Here is a 14,940-nt window from a genome sequence, read left to right on the forward strand (position 1 = left end):
CGACGTGCAACCAGACCCTGCAATCACACCGGAAGGGGTGGGAAGCAGGCCTGGGCGTCGTGGCCGTCGAACCAGAGCCCGACCATGAACGCCATCGTCGCCTCCATGAGCGCGGCCCGGTCGAGACCACCCGCGACCAGCGGAACGCATCCGATGTCGCGGACCAGTTCGCTCACCTCACCGACCCTGTCGCCGCAGATCGGCACCGCCAGCGGACGGCCGCCGAACACCGGCGGGGTCATCCGCCAGACGTCGACGTGGCACAGGTTGAACGCCTTGACCACGTGCGCTTCCGGTGCGGCCGCGGCGATCCGCGCCGCCTGATCGGGCACCGTGAGCACGACACCGGGGCCGACCGCGTTGGTGCAGTCGATCAGGACCTTTCCGGCGAGATCCCCCGCGGCGGCAAGGATTTCCGGCACCGACGGGGCGGGTACGGCAAGCAGGATCACGTCGCTGGCGCGGGCGGTCTCCTCCCAGGTCCCCACGCGCGGAGAGATCCTGGCGGCCTTGGCCCGGTCGCGGGCGGCGACCATCACCTCGTGCCCGGCCCCGGCCCACTGGCCGCCGAGCGCCTCCGCCATCCCGCCCGCGCCGAAGATACCGATACGCATGTGCTGCTCCCTAAGATCGAGTTACCCCATGACCGTAGAAAGCCGTGCGGGTACCGATTGGTTACCGGAGGTCCGATGAACGACGTCTTCCTCGCCGATTGCCGGGCCCGGCTGGCCTTCGACCTGATGGCGAACACCTGGAACCCGGTCGTGTTGTGGGCCCTGCGCGAAGGACCGCTGCGGCCGGCCGAACTGCGGCGACGGCTCGGCGGGATCAGTACGAAGGTGCTGACGGAGACGGTCCGGCGGCTGGAGTTCTACGGCCTGGTCAGCAGGCGCGACTGTGGCCGGACGGCGAAGGTCGAGTACTCGCTGACGGACCTCGGGGCCACCCTGCTGGCGCCCATCGAAGCCTTCGGGGAGTGGGCGTTCAGGTATGGCGACGAGGTGATGGCGGCGCAGGACGAGGCGACCCGGTCGCGCGAACTCGCGTGATCGGAGGCGTAACTCGCGTGATTGAAGGGCGATCTCGCGTGATCGGAGGCGTAACTCGCGTGATTGGAGGCGTAACTCGCGGTGGAGGCTAGGCGAACGGGCGCGCCTCGGCGAGCTTGAGCAGCGGGACGGCCGCGGCGGCGTCGGTGATCAGCGTCGAGACCATGCCCGAGCGCAAGACGGCGTCGATCGCTTCGGCCTTCGGTTCCGTGTAGCCCAGCGCGATCACCTCAGGGACGGCTAGGAGTTCTTCGGCGCTGATGGCCAGGACGTGGTGGGCCAGGCCGGTGGACATCGGGTTTCCGTCGGCGTCGAACAGGCGCGCGGAGACCTCGGCCTTGGCGCCGCGTTTCGCGATCGCGCTCCGCTCGGCCTCGTCGAGCGCGTCGTAGACCGTCGACTCCTCGGGCTTCCACGCGCCGATGCTGACGACGGCCTTGGTCAGATTCTTGAACTGCCCGAAGGTCTCCGCGATCCCGGGTTGCCTGCGCAGCGTTTCGGTGGTGCGGCGGTCGGGGAGGACGAGCGGGCCGAAGATCGGGTACGACTGGCCGCCGGACACCGACGCGACGCGGCTGACCGTCTCCACCGACCGGTCACGCATGTCCATGCCCGCCTGCACTCCGCACAGTTGCACGATCGGGCATTTCGGCAGTGACTCGATCGCCTCGGTCATCGCGTTCACCGAACGTGCCCACGACAGGCCGAGGACGTCGCCGGGAGTGACGATCTCGGTCAGGAGGCGGGCGGCGAGCGTGCCGATCTTGCGCCGCGCCACTTCGCGGGATTCCGGTTCCGGTGCTCGTTCGAGCACGAGGACCCGGTCGAGCCGGTACGCCGCGCGGATCTCCTCGGACAGCACGAGATCGACCGGCGCCGGCAGCCGGAACTCGACCCGGACGATGCCGCTTTCCCTGGCCGCGTCCAGCATCCGCGCGACCTTGAACCGGCTGATCCCGAACTCTTCGGCGATCTCGAGTTTCGAGGCGCCCTGTTCGTAGAACCGTCGGGCCACCGCGGCCAGGCGCAGCGACTCCATCAGGCCGAGAGCCTGCTTCCTACCGCTCATATGAGCATAGTAACGCAAAATCGGCGCGAAAGGTTGACGTAACACCAGGGAAAAGTTCACCATGCCTGCACATGCAGTCCGAAGCATAGGCCCAGCCCGCTCGTTTGAGCGGAGAGAAGAGGAGCTGGCATGCGTGCCGCGATCGTGGACAAGCCCGGGGAGATCAGGGTCGGCGAGGTACCCGACCCCGAACCGGGGGATCGCCAGGTCGTCGTCAAGGTGGGTGCCTGCGGGATCTGCGGGACCGACCTCCACATCGCCGACGGGCATTTCCCGCCGACGCCGTATCCGATCGTCCCCGGCCATGAGTTCGCCGGCGAGATCGTCGAACTCGGCGCGGACGTGCCGGGCGGCTGGAAGGTCGGCGACCGGGTGGCCGTCGACCCGTCGCTGTTCTGCGGCTACTGCAAACCTTGCCGGTCCGGCCGCGGCAACCTCTGCGAGAACTGGAACGCGACCGGCGACACCGTCGACGGCGCTTTCGCCGAGTACGTCGCCGTCCCGTCGGCGAACTGCTACCGCATGCCGGACACGATGACCTGGGAACAGGGCGCCCTCGTCGAGCCGGTTTCCTGCGCGGTCCACGGCGTGCGCCGGATCGGCGTCGAGGCGGGGGAGCGGTTCCTCGTCGTCGGCGCGGGCACGATGGGGCTGATCATGCAGCAGTTGCTGCAACGCGCGGGCGCCCACGTCACCGTGGTCGACCGCAACACCTCGCGGCTCGGCCGAGCGATGGACCTCGGCGCGGCCGCGGTCGCGGGTGACGTGAAGGACCTCGACGACGAGAAGTTCGACGCCGCCGCGGACTGCACCGGCGCCGCGCCCGCCATCGAAGCCGCTTTCGACTCGCTTCAGCGTGGAGGCCGCCTGCTGGTCTTCGGCGTCGCGCCCGCCGAAGCACGCGTCGCGCTTTCGCCATTCCGGATCTACAACGACGAAATCACCGTCGTCGGTTCGATGGCCGTCATGAACAGCTTCGGCACCGCGCTCGACCTGGTCGCCGACGGTGCCGTCGACACCGCCGCGCTGCTCACCGACACCTTGCCGTTGGAGCAGTACCCCGACGCTCTCGCCCTCATGCGCAGCGGCGCCGGCCTGAAGGTGCAGGTCATACCGGGAGGCGAAAGTGCGTAAAGCAGCCGCGCTGCTCGGGGTCCTTCTGCTGACCCTCACCGGTTGCGCCGGTGCGGGCGCGCTGGGGACCGGTGACCGGACACTCGTCGTCGCGATCGTCGCGAACCCGCAGATGAAGGACGCCATCGAGCTTTCGGGCGAGTTCGAGAAGGCGAATCCCGGCGTCACCCTCAAATTCGTGTCGCTGCCGGAAAACCAGGCACGCGCGAAGATCACCGCGTCGACGGCCACCGAAGGCGGCGAGTTCGACGTCGTCATGATCAGCAACTACGAGGCTCCGCAGTGGGCCGCGAACGGCTGGCTCGAGAACCTCGGCCCGCATATCGCGGCGAACCCGTCCTACAACGCGGACGACTTCATCCCCAGTATCAAGGAATCCCTGTCGCACAACGGATCCCTCTACGCGGTGCCGTTCTACGGCGAGTCGTCGTTCCTCGCCTACCGGAAGGATCTGTTCGAGCAGGCCGGAATTAGCATGCCCGCGAAGCCGACGTGGACGCAGATCGCCGAGTACGCCGCGAAACTCGACGACAAGGCCAAAGGCATCGCCGGGATCTGCCTGCGTGGCAAGCCTGGCTGGGGCGAGAGCCTCGCGCCGTTCACGACGGTCGCCAACACCTTCGGCGCGCAGTGGTTCGACAAGGACTGGAACGCGAAGCTGACCAGCCCCGAGTTCAAAGCCGCCGCCGAGTTCTACGTGAACCTCGTGCGGAACCACGGCGAGGTCGGCGCGTCGAGCGCGGGCTTCTCCGAATGCGGAACGCGCTACACGCAGGGCCAAGCCGCGATGTGGTACGACGCCACGGTCATGGCGGGCACGAACGAGGACCCGTCGGCCAGCAAGGTCGTCGGGAAGTCCGGCTACGCTCCGGCGCCGGTGGAGAAGACGCAGTCCAGCGGCTGGCTCTACACGTGGGCGCTGGCGATCCCGAAGGTCGCCAAAGACGCCAAGGACACGGCCGCCGCTTGGAAATTCATGGCGTGGATGACCGACAAGGCCTACGTGCAGCGAGTCGCCAAGGAATTCGGCGACTGGAACCGGGTCCCGCCGGGTGTGCGGAAATCGACCTACGACATCCCGCAGTACCGCGAGGCCGCCAAGGCCTACGCACAGCCGACGCTGGACGGGATCGCGGACGCCGACCAGCGCAAAGCGATGGTGAATCCGGTGCCCTACCCCGGGATCCAGTTCGTCGGCATCCCCGAGTTCCAGGATCTCGGCACCCGGGTGAGCCAGCAGCTTTCGGCGGCGATCGCGGGACAGATCACCGTGGACGAAGCACTCGAGCAGTCACAGGAGTACGCGCAGACCGTCGGCAAGTCGTATCAGGAGGTGCAGTGATGGCCACGATCTCCGCTCCTGCCCGTCCGGAGCCGGCCCATGCGAAGAAGGCGACGCCCCAACGTGGCACCGATACGCCGTTCAAACGACGGCTGCCGCTCCTGCCCGCTCTGCTGTTCGTCGTCGCCGTGACGCAGCTGCCCTTCGTGCTGACGGTGATCTACTCGTTCCAGTCGTGGAACCTGGTGCGCCCTGGCTCGCGGCACTTCGTCGGGCTGCAGAACTACATCGACGTCTTCGCCGACTCGACGTTCCTCGGCGCGCTGCTGAACACCGTGGTGCTGACGGTGGTGTGCGTGTTCTTCTCGCTGTTGCTCGGCCTGGGACTGGCGATCCTGCTGGACCGCAAGTTCCTCGGCCGCGGGGTGGTCCGCACCCTGCTGATCACGCCGTTCCTGATCCTGCCCGCGGCGGGCGCGCTGCTGTGGAAGACGACGATGTTCGACCCGACCTACGGGTTGCTGCACTTCGTGTTCGGCACCGACGTCGACTGGCTTTCGGAGTTCCCGCTGGCCGCCGTGATGGCCCAGGTCGTCTGGCAGTGGACGCCGTTCATGATGCTGCTGATCCTGGCCGGGCTGCAGAGTCAGCCGAAGGACGTGCTGGAAGCCGCGTCGGTCGACGGCGCCGGCCGCTGGCGGACGTTCACCGCGATCACGCTGCCGCATCTGAGCCGGTTCCTGCAGCTGGCGACGCTGCTGGGCGCGATCTACATCGTGAACAGTTTCGACGCGATCTTCCTGATGACACAAGGAGGTCCGGGGACGGCCAGCACGAACCTGCCGTTCTACATCTACCAGCGGGCGTTCCAAGGTTTCGACATCGGGCAGTCGTCCGCGATGGGCGTGATCGTCGTGATCCTGACGATGATCGTCGCGACCTTCGCGCTGCGGCTGATGTTCCGCACGTTCTCGGTCCAGGGAGGCGCGAAATGAAAAGCCGCTTCGGTCCCGGCGCGCTGACGGTCGCGACCTGGGTGATCGCGATCCTGTTCGTCTTCCCGCTGCTGTGGATGATCCTCACGGCCTTCAAACAGGAGGCCGACGCTTATACCGACCCGCCGCGGCTGTTCTTCACCCCGACCCTCGACCAGTTCGCGGGCGTGCTCGAACGCGGCTTCCTGCCGTACCTGTCGAACTCGGCGTTCGTGACCGTCGTTTCGACGCTTTTCGTACTGCTGCTGGGAATCCCGGCGGCGTACGCGCTCTCGCTCGCGCCGGTGAAGGGGACGAGCAACGCGCTCGGGTTCTTCCTGTCGACGAAGATGCTGCCGATCGTGGCGGCGATCATCCCGCTTTACGTGATCTCGCAGAACACCCGGCTGCTGGACAACGTGTGGGCGCTGATCATCCTGTACACCTCGATGAACCTGCCGCTGGCCATCTGGATGATGCGGTCGTTCTTCCTGGAGGTGCCGCAGGAAATGATCGAGGCGGGGCGGATCGACGGGGCGACCCTGCCGATGCTGCTGCGGAAGATCATCATGCCGGTGGTCGCGCCCGGGGTGGCCGCGACCGCGCTGATCTGCGTGATCTTCTCGTGGACCGAGTTCTTCTATTCGGTCAACCTCACCGCCGCGCGGGCCGGGACGGTGCCGGTGTTCCTGGTCGGGTTCATCACCAGTGAGGGCCTGTACTGGGCGCAGCTCTCGGCGGCCGCGCTGCTCGCGTCGCTGCCGGTGATGATCGTCGGCTGGATCGCGCAGAACCACCTGGTACGGGGGCTGTCGATGGGCGCGGTCAAGTAAGGCCTGGGCCGGCGTGGTCGTGAGTGGTAAGTGTCGTTAGAACGACACTTACCACTCACGACCCCCGCAGGCGTTCGGCGCGGGAGTGCAGATAGCGCTGGTGCGGCAGACTCGTGGCCCGTCGCGCGGCGTCCACATAGGACTCGATCGCTTCGGCGGTGTCTCCGGCCATCTCCAGCAGATGCGCGCGGGCGGCGTGGAATCGATGGTCGCCGGAGATCCGGTCACCGAGTTCTTCCAAGGCCGCCAACCCTTTTCGTGGCCCTCGGGCCATTCCGACGGCGACGGCGTGGTTCAGCGCCACGACCGGATTGTCGGAGAGCCGCAGCAGAAGTTCGTACAGCGCCTCGATCTGCGGCCAGTCGGTCTCCTCGGCGCTCGGCGCCTCGTCGTGGAGCGCGGCGATCGCCGCCTGGATCTGGTACTGCCCGGTCGGCCCGTGCGGCAGCGCTTCGGACAGCAGCGCGATGCCCTCGGTGACGTACCCGGTGTTCCATCGGCCCCGGTCCTGTTCGGACATCGGGATCGGCGCGCCGTCCGGCCCCGTCCTCGCCGGACGACGCGCGTCGGTGAGCAGCATCAGCGCGAGCAGCCCGGTGACCTCGCTGTCGTCCGGCAGCAGCCGGTGGACGATCCTGGTCAGGCGGATGGCTTCGGTGGACAGATCGCTCCGCACCAGTTCGGGGCCGGACGTGCTGGCGTATCCCTCGGTGAAGATCAGGTACAGCACGTGGAGCACCACGTCGAGCCGTCCCGCTTCCGGCGGCATGCCGAACGGGACACCACCGGCCTTGATACCGGCCTTCGCGCGGCTGATCCGCCGGGTCATCGTCGCTTCGGGCACCAGGAACGCGCGGGCGATCTCCGCCGTGGTGAGACCGCCGACCGCCCGCAGCGTCAGCGCGATCTGCGACGCGGGCGACAGGGACGGGTGGCAGCACAGGAAGAGCAGGACGAGCGTGTCGTCGGAGTCGGCGGCACGCCGGTCCGCGGCGGGGGCGAGATGTTCCTCCGGCAAGGTCCGCTGGACGACGCTGTCCTCGCGACGGCGTCGCGCCTGCTCGGCGCGGAGGAGGTCGGTCAGCCTCCGTGAGGCGACCGTGATGAGCCACGCGCGCGGATTTTCGGGCCGTCCTTCGACGGGCCACTGCGTCGCGGCCGCGAGCAACGCCTCCTGCGTCGCGTCCTCCGCCAGGTCGAAGTGACCGTAGCGGCGGACGACGGCGCCGAGGACCTGCGGCGAAAGCTCGCGCAGCAGGTCTTCGACGCCGCTGTCCGGCACCTAGAGCTCCAGTTCTTCGAAGCTGTCGGCGCACGGCCGGATGTCGACGTACCAGTCGCGGCCGAGGTCGCTGCCTTCCGGATGCGGGGTGGCCGCCAGCTGGGCCGCGATCTCGGTCGCGCGGTCGTAGCTCGCGCAGTCGACGGTCGTGTACCCGACCAGGACCAGGAACCCGACGCGCTTCAAGGCCTCGTCGACGGCGTGTGCGAGCCGCGTGCGGTCACCGTCGTGCCAGGTGCTCAGATCGACCGTCGGTACGAGAGTCATGGAGCGACGGTAGCCAGGTCCGCGGCGGTGATCACCGGGTCGCGGTCATCCGATCGGGCGATCCGCGCTGCCCGATCGTGCCGCGGAGGTTCACCGAGCACACAAGGCCGAGAATCAGCGCGCCGACGGGAAGCAGGAAAGCGGCCTTGATCGCGTCCGTGAGCGCGGCGCCGGTGACCTGTGTGGCCAGTTCCCGTGCTTGGCCCGCGATCTCGGACGGCAGATCCAAGGGGACTTCGGGAGTGCCGCCGAACTCGCTCGCGGCGGCCGCGGCCCCGGCCTCCCCGGTGAAACCGTCGACGAAACGCTGCCGGAACTCGGCGGGCAACGCTGCCGCCGCTTCGGTCGCGAGTGCCGTCATCGAGGCCTCGGCCCGCGCCTGCACCAGGACTCCGACGGCCGCGCCGCCGAGCACCCCGCCGACCTGGCGCGCGGTGTTGAAGATGCCCGACGCGCTGCCGACCAGCGAACGCTCGACGGAGTTGAGCGTCACGTTGTTCATCGGGGAGAAGGTGAACCCGACCCCGAGACCGCAGAGCAGCAGCCCGGGGAGCAGGGTCTGCGGCGAGCTCGCCGGGATGAGCACCAGTGAGACGAGGCACAGGCCGCCGCTCAAGGAGAGCATCCCGAACGCCAGCAGGTACTTGGGATTCACCCGGTCCGAGAGCCTGCCCGCGAACGGCGCGACGCCGCCGGACACCAGGGCGAGCGGCGCGATGAGCAGCCCTGCCTCGGCCGGGGACAGGCCGAGTACCGACTGGACGTAGATGACGAACAGCAGAAGCATGCTGGTCATCGTGAAACCGACCGTCACCGCGGACGCGGCACCGAGCGAGAAGTCACGGTTGCGGAAGACCCGCAACGGCAGCAGCGGTTCGCGGCGGTTGACCCGCTGCCACAGGACGAAACCGGCCAGCAGCAGCACCCCTGCCCCGATGACCTCGAAGGCGGTACCCCAGCCGTAGGTCTGTCCATTTTGGATACCGAAGACGACGCAGACGAGACCCGCGCCGAAGAGCAGGATCCCGGGAACGTCGAAGCGGTGCGAATTCCCCGGCCGCCAGTCGGGGACGAGGACGACGGTGAGCGCGAGCGCGATCAGCCCGACCGGGACGTTCGCGAAGAAGATCCATTCCCAGCCGAGCTGGTCGACGAGCACCCCGCCCAGTACCGGGCCGGCGATCATGGCGAGGCCCGCGACGCTTCCCCAGGCGCCCATCGCCGGGCCGCGCTCGTCCGGCGGGAACAGATGCGTGATGAAGGCCGTGGTCTGCGGGGTCATCAACGCGGCACCGAAACCCTGCACCGCGCGGGCGACGATCAGCGTCTCCACGTCGCCGGAAAGGCCGCACCACAGCGACGCCGCGGTGAACACCACCAGTCCGGCGACGAAGACGCGTTTCGGCCCGAACCGGTCACCCAGCCTGCCGGCGGGCAGGATCGGGACGGCGTAGGCGAGCAGGTACACGCTGGTCACCCAGATCACCGCGGTCAGCTCGGTGCCGAGTTCGCGCACCAGCGACGGCACCGCGATGTTCACGATGCTGATGTCGAGCATGACCATGAAGAAACCCAGGCACAGTGCGAAAAGCGCGGGCCAGGGCCGGGTCCGCTTCGCCATCGGTCCTCCTGTTCCGGCGCTGGAAGGGTGGACGACGAGCAGGACCGCTCGCCGTCCGCCCCGGGGTCATCCTGCTTGCGTGACCATTTCGGCGACGTCCGTCACCGGGGCCCAGACGCTGTCCGGACGGCCGATGCCCTGGTAGGAGAGGCCGGTCCGCGCCACGGTGTGCGGGTCGAGCAGGTTCCGGGTGTCGATGACGGACCGGCCGTGGAGCCGGTCGGCGATCCGTCCCCAGTCGAGGGCGCGGAACTCCGGCCACTCGGTCAGCAGCACGACCGCCGCCGCCCCGTTCGCCGCGTGATAGGCGGTCCCGGCGATCCGGACGTCGTCCGTCACGCCTGCCACCGGTGCGTGGACGCTGGGGTCGTAACCGGTCAGTTCCGCGCCCTCAGCGGCGAGCAGCGCCGCGATCGCCAGCGACGGGGAGTCCCGCAGATCGTCCGTCCCGGCCTTGAACGTCAAGCCGAGCAGGCCGATCCGGACACCGGCGAGGTCGCCGCCGACGGCCTTGCGCACCTTGTCGACCACGAGTTCCTGCTGCTTCACGTTGGTTTCGATCGCCGCTCGCAGCAGGGCGAAATCGCTGCCCGCCGATTCCGCGATGCGCAGCAGCGCGAAAGTGTCCTTCGGCAGGCAGGAGCCGCCCCAGCCCGGGCCCGGTCGCAGGAACGACTTGCCGATCCGCTCGTCGTAACCCATCCCGGTCGTCACGTCGTCGATACTCGCGTCGAGGTACTCGCACAGTTCCGCGACGGTGTTCACAAAGGACAGACGCGTCGCGAGGTAGCAGTTGGACGCGTACTTGATCATCTCCGCGCTCGCGGAATCGGTCACCAGTACGGACGTGTCGAGCTTTTCGTACAACTCGGCGACCCGGCGGGCGGGGGCCGGGTCGCGATCGGCCGAACCGACCACGATCCGGTCGGGGTTCAGGAAGTCGTGGACCGCGAACCCTTCGCGCAGGAATTCGGGATTGGACACCACCGCCACGTCGGGGCGATCGATCAGGTCCGCGACGCGGGCCGCCGTGCCGACGGGAACGGTCGACTTGTTCACCACGACGCAGCCGGGCGGCAGCAGATCCCGCACCTCGGCCACCACGGATTCCAAAGTGGACAGATCCGCCGCGCCGCTCGCGCCCATCGGGGTCGGCACGCAGAGGATCACGATCTCCGCCCCGGCGGCCGCCGCGCTCGCGCCGAGGACGAACCGCAGCCGCCCGGACGCCAGCCCGTCCACCACGAGCTCGCAGATCCCCGGTTCCCTGATGGTCGCCTCACCGCGCCGCAGCGCATCGACCTTCTCCTGGTCGACGTCCGCGCAGACGACGTGGTGTCCCAAGGACGAGAGGCACGCGGCCGTGGTCAGCCCGACGTAGCCCGCGCCGATGACGGCGACCTCGGCCCCCATAGTTGCATCCATTCCCTTACCCTCCAGTTCTCGATGTCGCCGGGCGGCACGGAGCCGCACCGCCCGGCGACATCGCGAGATACGGATCTTCAGCCGGAAAAGCCTGGTGTCACTCGGCGTGCGGGATGGCCCTGATCCCCTCGTACGGGGTCTCCTTGCCGAGGTAGTCCACCGTTTCGAACAGGCCGATGGCGTCCATCGGGTAGCGGGCGCCGGCCTCCGCTGCGAAGACGCACGGGAGGATCTGCTTCCGCTCCGAGGCTGCGGCCTGGCCGCCCTTGCGGATGTGCTTGTGGGTGTGGATCAGGATCGGCATGTAACCGCCGCCGAGGAACGAACCCGCCTGCAGCACGGCCCCGCCGACGCAGTCGATCACGCAGCCCTTGCCGAGAATCGCGTCACGGCCCTGGTAGTAGTACGAAGGCGTGGCGAGCGTGCCGTGCTCCACATGGAACACACCCGCCGCCAGGCCGATGATCGAGCGGCCGCAGGTGCGCAGCACCGAGCGGTAGAAGTCGACCAGGATCGGCCGCACGGTCGTGTCCGGAAGCGAGAATTCCCCGCACATCAAGGTGATGCGCACCAGTTCCGCGAGCGTGAGGCCGGATCCGTGCTCACCGGGGAATTCCTGGTCCCACGGCACGAGGTAGTCCGACGCCGCCACCATGCTCGTCCCGACGTCTTCGAGGATCAGCCGCTCCGGCTCGCCGGCCGGTTCCGAGGGCAGGACACCGTTCGCGAGGATCCGCACGGCGAGCATGTGCCTGCTCTCCAGCGTTTTCGCCCGGCTGGCCGCGATCAGGAGGTTGAGCCTGCCGGTCACCGTTTCGGGGATGTCGAAGAGGTGGTCGATGCCGTCGGTGGGGACGGCGATCTTCGCCTGCAGCCCTCGGGCAGGCAACGGTTCGTAGGAGTCCACGACCTCCTGGAGGGCGCCGGCGTACTCGCCCGTTCCGGCCTGGACGAGCCTTTCCGCGGCCAAAGCCCGGTAGTCGTAAGGGATGGAGGTCGACGTCGACAGCACGACGTCGGCGAGCAGGGCGCGATACCGGTCGTCGTCCAGCGACGACGCGGCCAGTTCCAAGGACAGGTAAGGGGATTCGTCACCGGGGCCGTGGATCCAGCTCGCGGTGTAGGGTGCCTCGAACCGGCACACCTTCGCGAACAGCGCGCGGGCGGTGTCGTCGTTCTTGACCTGGCCGGTGACCTCGGCCAGCGCCACCTCGCGGTCCGAGACCTCGGGCAGCATGTCCTTGGCCGGCCGCAACAGGGCCGAAAGATCCTCGATGCTTCGCGTCATGCTTCGCTCCCAATCCGTGCGAACTTCTCGTTTTCCGTTGTCTGCGGGAAGGTTCCGGTGAACATCGCCGAGCCAAGCGCGGCGAGGAACCGGTGCTCGGCGGGGCGGACCACCGTGGTGCCCTCGTCGAGGTGCTGCAAAAGGTCGAGCTGGGTCAGAAGTGCCTCCTTGAAATGGTTGACGGCGATCAGGAAATGGCGCGCCGGGGCGGCGGCGTTCCGGATGTGGACGGCGTGGATGTTCTTGTGATCGGGATCCGCGCCGAAGAACGGTTCGAAGACCAGGGTGACGTGCTTCCCGGAGAAGAGTTCGACGTCCGTGAACCGGTACCGGAACTCGGACCCGTACGGGATCACCGAAGGGGCGATGAAGTCCTGGGAAACCCGTTCCGGGAAGGCGAATCCGGCCAGCTCGGGGAAGGCGATGGCACCGATCGACGACGTGTAGAGCTCGACCTCAGGGATGCCGGGCACCATGGTCCGCACCCGCATCTCCGCCGTCACCGAAGACGGCACCGTGCGCAGATACCTCCGGTACGCCGCGGACGGGAGGATCGCGCGCAGGATGCTCAACATGTGGAAGCCCTCGTAACCGGCCTCTCCGTACCGGGTGTCGACGAACCTGCCGTTCGCGACGTCGAATTCCCGGTTCTTGGTGAATTCGACGGTGATCTTCCTGATCGGATCGAAGACGGCGAGTTCCCGCACCGACGCCGCGAAGCGCCGCACGGCTTCGCTGTGCGAATACACGTCGTTGACGACGATCCGGGCACGGGGGTGGCGCCGGGCCGTGTGGCCGAGACCGGCGAGGTCGTCCGGGTAGCAGGCCGGCTTCTCGAGCAGGATCCGGGCATCGGGCTGCCGCCGCAGGATCTCGTCGACGACCGCGAGATGGGTCGCCGTCGGGGTGGCGACCACCCAGGCGTCGACCGCCGAGGGATCCGGCACCTGCGCCACCCGCTCCCAGTCGGCGCCGTCGCCGAGGTCCACGGTGCGGACGCGGTGCCCCGCCTGTCCGTAACACGCGGCGTACAGCGAGCCGATCTTGCCGAGCCCGACGATCACGATGGTCTTCTCAACCAGCGACGGTGCCGACACGGGCTTCCCCTTCCCGTGACCGGATGGCGTGCCGGGCGGCGGACGTGCCCGCCGCCCGGCCCAGCACGGCGCCCGCCATCAGGCCGGTGCCGCCCGGATAGCCCTGGTCGTAAAGACCGCCCACGATCACGCCAGCCGCGTAGAGGCCGCTGATCGGTTCGCCACCGCCGCGCACCTCGGCGTCCGGGGTCACGGACAACCCGCCGTAGGTGAAGGTCAGCCCGCAGACCACCGGAACGAACAGGAACGGAGGCGTGTCGAGACGTTTCTCCGCCTGGCCGGCGTGCAGCCGCTGGACTTCGGCGGTCAGGTTCGCCGCGTCGATGCCGAGCCGCCGGGCGCCTTCTTCGAGCGAGGAGACGGACACCGACGCCGGGTCACCGACGTAGCCCTTCGGGAGCGCGCCCGCCGAGACGACCTTGTCGTCGAAGATCTGGAAGGCGATCTTTCCGGGCTGTTCCTGGATCTTCTGGCCCAGCGTGACGTAGGTGAGGTTGCTGTAGCCGCCTGATTCGTCGAAGAACCGTCGCCCTTCCCGGTTGACCACGACGCCCAGCGGAAAGGCGTAGCGGGCGAGGCCATGGGATTTGTGCATCTGCCCCGGCAGCATGTGGTCGGGCAGGTTGACGCCCTGCGGCGTGGTGTGGCACTTCTCCCAGTTGCCCGCGGTGTCGGCGCCGATGCCGATGGCCGCCGCCAGCGGGGCGCCTTCGTTGAACGGAACGCCGCGCAGCTTCACGTCCCGCCACTCCACGCCGAGGTGGCGTTCACGCAGCCGGGTGTTCGCCTCGAAGCCTGCCGACGCCAGCACCAGCGCGTCGGCGAGCATCGGGAACGCGGGGCCGGAACCGTGGAGCAGATACCGGTCGTCGGCGGTCTTCTCGAAGACGGTGACCGCGCTGTCGTAGAAGACCGTTCCCCCGAGCTGTTCGAACCGGTCGAAGTTCCGGTCCTGCAGGCTCTGACCGCCGCCGTCGAGGACGATCGGCACGTCACCGGGCAGCGGGGTCGGTCTCGGGGCCCAGCGCTGGCCGAAGTCGCGCATCCAGGTGATCGTGTCCGTCGAACGGCGGATGATCGATTCGATGAGGGCGACGTCCACCTGGTCGCCGGACACCGCCAGCCAATCGCAAAGGTACTGCTCGTCGGTGTACCCGGACCGGCCGTCCACTATCTCGTCGGCCCGGCCGTTGTCCGCCTCCCGTAACAGGGTGGCGATGAATGGGCTTCCCGGCCAGGAGAAACGCATGGTCCTGGTCAGGGAACTGTTCCCGCCGCGTAATTGTTTCGGTGCGGCTTCGAGGACGGTGACCGCCGTCGCGCCCGCCTGTAGTGCGGCTATTCCCGCGCAGAGGCCCGCATTACCGGCGCCGACGATGACTACCTGCCTTTCGGCGACGGCATTTTTCCCGTTATCCATCAGCAACGCTCCACAAATCCGATGTTCGTCATTCAGGGACGACCGGGTTCGAACGGACCGAGCCATGCCGCTTGCGGGCATGGCGAATGGTGATGCCCTCGAACGGGCGCCGAACCGCCGGTTCACTGCGGGAATCGCAGCGTTCACGCCTCGCGTGTGCTCAGATGTGCGGCGCACGAGGGTCTTTCGTCGGAATCAG

Annotated in this window: 13 protein-coding genes and 1 pseudogene; 5 read left to right on the forward strand and 9 right to left on the reverse strand. The window is 68.2% G+C overall.

The window, feature by feature from the left end; genetic code table 11:
* Positions 1-23: 23 nt before the first annotated feature.
* A pseudogene (locus tag ACLJQ7_RS24600) lies at positions 24-620 on the reverse strand (NADPH-dependent F420 reductase); the annotation flags it as partial.
* 69 nt (positions 621-689) lie between these two features.
* On the opposite strand from ACLJQ7_RS24600, the gene ACLJQ7_RS24605 reads away from it, so the two are divergent.
* Positions 690-1,049 (forward strand): winged helix-turn-helix transcriptional regulator, encoded by a 360-nt coding sequence (locus ACLJQ7_RS24605; protein WP_410650519.1) that lies wholly within the window; start codon positions 690-692, stop codon positions 1,047-1,049.
* An 88-nt stretch (positions 1,050-1,137) separates the two neighbouring features.
* Here ACLJQ7_RS24605 and ACLJQ7_RS24610 read toward each other — a convergent pair whose 3' ends face one another.
* Entirely contained in the window at positions 1,138-2,118 is a 981-nt protein-coding gene (locus ACLJQ7_RS24610) for a sugar-binding transcriptional regulator (RefSeq protein WP_410650520.1), read from the reverse strand.
* Positions 2,119-2,247: 129 nt separating this feature from the next.
* Here ACLJQ7_RS24610 and ACLJQ7_RS24615 point away from each other — a divergent pair, with 129 nt between their 5' ends.
* The 4 genes from ACLJQ7_RS24615 to ACLJQ7_RS24630 are packed head-to-tail and all read left to right on the forward strand — an operon-like array spanning position 2,248 to position 6,341.
* Positions 2,248-3,252: a zinc-dependent alcohol dehydrogenase family protein gene (locus tag ACLJQ7_RS24615; protein WP_410650521.1), complete on the forward strand. Its 1,005-nt coding sequence runs from the start codon at positions 2,248-2,250 to the stop codon at positions 3,250-3,252.
* Complete coding sequence (locus ACLJQ7_RS24620) at positions 3,245-4,594, forward strand: ABC transporter substrate-binding protein (protein WP_410650522.1); 1,350 nt, start codon at positions 3,245-3,247, stop codon at positions 4,592-4,594. The genes ACLJQ7_RS24615 and ACLJQ7_RS24620 overlap by 8 nt, the downstream gene beginning before the upstream one ends.
* Entirely contained in the window at positions 4,594-5,529 is a 936-nt protein-coding gene (locus ACLJQ7_RS24625) for a carbohydrate ABC transporter permease (protein WP_410650523.1), read from the forward strand. Before ACLJQ7_RS24620 ends, ACLJQ7_RS24625 begins: the two co-directional genes overlap by 1 nt.
* Complete coding sequence (locus ACLJQ7_RS24630) at positions 5,526-6,341, forward strand: carbohydrate ABC transporter permease (RefSeq protein ID WP_410650524.1); 816 nt, start codon at positions 5,526-5,528, stop codon at positions 6,339-6,341. The genes ACLJQ7_RS24625 and ACLJQ7_RS24630 overlap by 4 nt, the downstream gene beginning before the upstream one ends.
* Before the next feature lie 55 nt (positions 6,342-6,396).
* On the opposite strand, the gene ACLJQ7_RS24635 is transcribed toward ACLJQ7_RS24630, so the two are convergent.
* The 7 genes from ACLJQ7_RS24635 to ACLJQ7_RS24665 all read right to left on the reverse strand — a co-directional run bounded on the left by ACLJQ7_RS24635 (position 6,397) and on the right by ACLJQ7_RS24665 (position 14,741).
* The gene (locus tag ACLJQ7_RS24635) at positions 6,397-7,623 is read right to left on the reverse strand and encodes an RNA polymerase sigma factor (protein WP_410650525.1); all 1,227 of its coding nucleotides are present in this window, start codon (positions 7,621-7,623) and stop codon (positions 6,397-6,399) included.
* The gene (locus ACLJQ7_RS24640) at positions 7,624-7,890 is read right to left on the reverse strand and encodes a hypothetical protein (RefSeq protein ID WP_410650526.1); all 267 of its coding nucleotides are present in this window, start codon (positions 7,888-7,890) and stop codon (positions 7,624-7,626) included.
* A gap of 31 nt (positions 7,891-7,921) precedes the next feature.
* Positions 7,922-9,511, reverse strand: a complete 1,590-nt coding sequence (locus ACLJQ7_RS24645) for a DHA2 family efflux MFS transporter permease subunit (RefSeq protein WP_410650527.1) — start codon at positions 9,509-9,511, stop codon at positions 7,922-7,924.
* Positions 9,512-9,577: 66 nt separating this feature from the next.
* The gene (locus tag ACLJQ7_RS24650; RefSeq protein WP_410650528.1) at positions 9,578-10,936 is read right to left on the reverse strand and encodes a UDP-glucose dehydrogenase family protein; all 1,359 of its coding nucleotides are present in this window, start codon (positions 10,934-10,936) and stop codon (positions 9,578-9,580) included.
* Between the two features lie 97 nt (positions 10,937-11,033).
* Entirely contained in the window at positions 11,034-12,224 is a 1,191-nt protein-coding gene (locus tag ACLJQ7_RS24655) for a hypothetical protein (RefSeq protein WP_410650529.1), read from the reverse strand.
* Positions 12,221-13,321 carry a Gfo/Idh/MocA family oxidoreductase gene (locus tag ACLJQ7_RS24660; protein ID WP_410650530.1) on the reverse strand — a complete coding sequence of 367 codons (1,101 nt, stop codon included), beginning with the start codon at positions 13,319-13,321 and terminating at the stop codon, positions 12,221-12,223. The genes ACLJQ7_RS24655 and ACLJQ7_RS24660 overlap by 4 nt, the downstream gene beginning before the upstream one ends.
* Positions 13,299-14,741: an FAD-binding protein gene (locus tag ACLJQ7_RS24665; protein WP_410650531.1), complete on the reverse strand. Its 1,443-nt coding sequence runs from the start codon at positions 14,739-14,741 to the stop codon at positions 13,299-13,301. The genes ACLJQ7_RS24660 and ACLJQ7_RS24665 overlap by 23 nt, the downstream gene beginning before the upstream one ends.
* Between the last annotated feature and the right edge of the window lie 199 nt (positions 14,742-14,940).

The sequence above is a fragment of the Amycolatopsis sp. cmx-4-54 genome, assembly GCF_046548895.1.
GTDB lineage: Bacteria > Actinomycetota > Actinomycetes > Mycobacteriales > Pseudonocardiaceae > Amycolatopsis.

Excerpts from the sequence above, each read along its gene's own strand:
- ACLJQ7_RS24610 (WP_410650520.1), bottom strand. The coding sequence starts at position 2,118 with ATGAGCGGTAGGAAGCAGGCTCTCGGCCTGATGGAGTCGCTGCGCCTG.
- ACLJQ7_RS24605 (WP_410650519.1), top strand. The coding sequence starts at position 690 with ATGAACGACGTCTTCCTCGCCGATTGCCGGGCCCGGCTGGCCTTCGAC.
- ACLJQ7_RS24650 (WP_410650528.1), bottom strand. The coding sequence starts at position 10,936 with ATGGATGCAACTATGGGGGCCGAGGTCGCCGTCATCGGCGCGGGCTAC.
- ACLJQ7_RS24625 (WP_410650523.1), top strand. The coding sequence starts at position 4,594 with ATGGCCACGATCTCCGCTCCTGCCCGTCCGGAGCCGGCCCATGCGAAG.
- ACLJQ7_RS24655 (WP_410650529.1), bottom strand. The coding sequence starts at position 12,224 with ATGACGCGAAGCATCGAGGATCTTTCGGCCCTGTTGCGGCCGGCCAAG.
- ACLJQ7_RS24630 (WP_410650524.1), top strand. The coding sequence starts at position 5,526 with ATGAAAAGCCGCTTCGGTCCCGGCGCGCTGACGGTCGCGACCTGGGTG.
- ACLJQ7_RS24640 (WP_410650526.1), bottom strand. The coding sequence starts at position 7,890 with ATGACTCTCGTACCGACGGTCGATCTGAGCACCTGGCACGACGGTGAC.
- ACLJQ7_RS24615 (WP_410650521.1), top strand. The coding sequence starts at position 2,248 with ATGCGTGCCGCGATCGTGGACAAGCCCGGGGAGATCAGGGTCGGCGAG.
- ACLJQ7_RS24645 (WP_410650527.1), bottom strand. The coding sequence starts at position 9,511 with ATGGCGAAGCGGACCCGGCCCTGGCCCGCGCTTTTCGCACTGTGCCTG.
- ACLJQ7_RS24665 (WP_410650531.1), bottom strand. The coding sequence starts at position 14,741 with ATGGATAACGGGAAAAATGCCGTCGCCGAAAGGCAGGTAGTCATCGTC.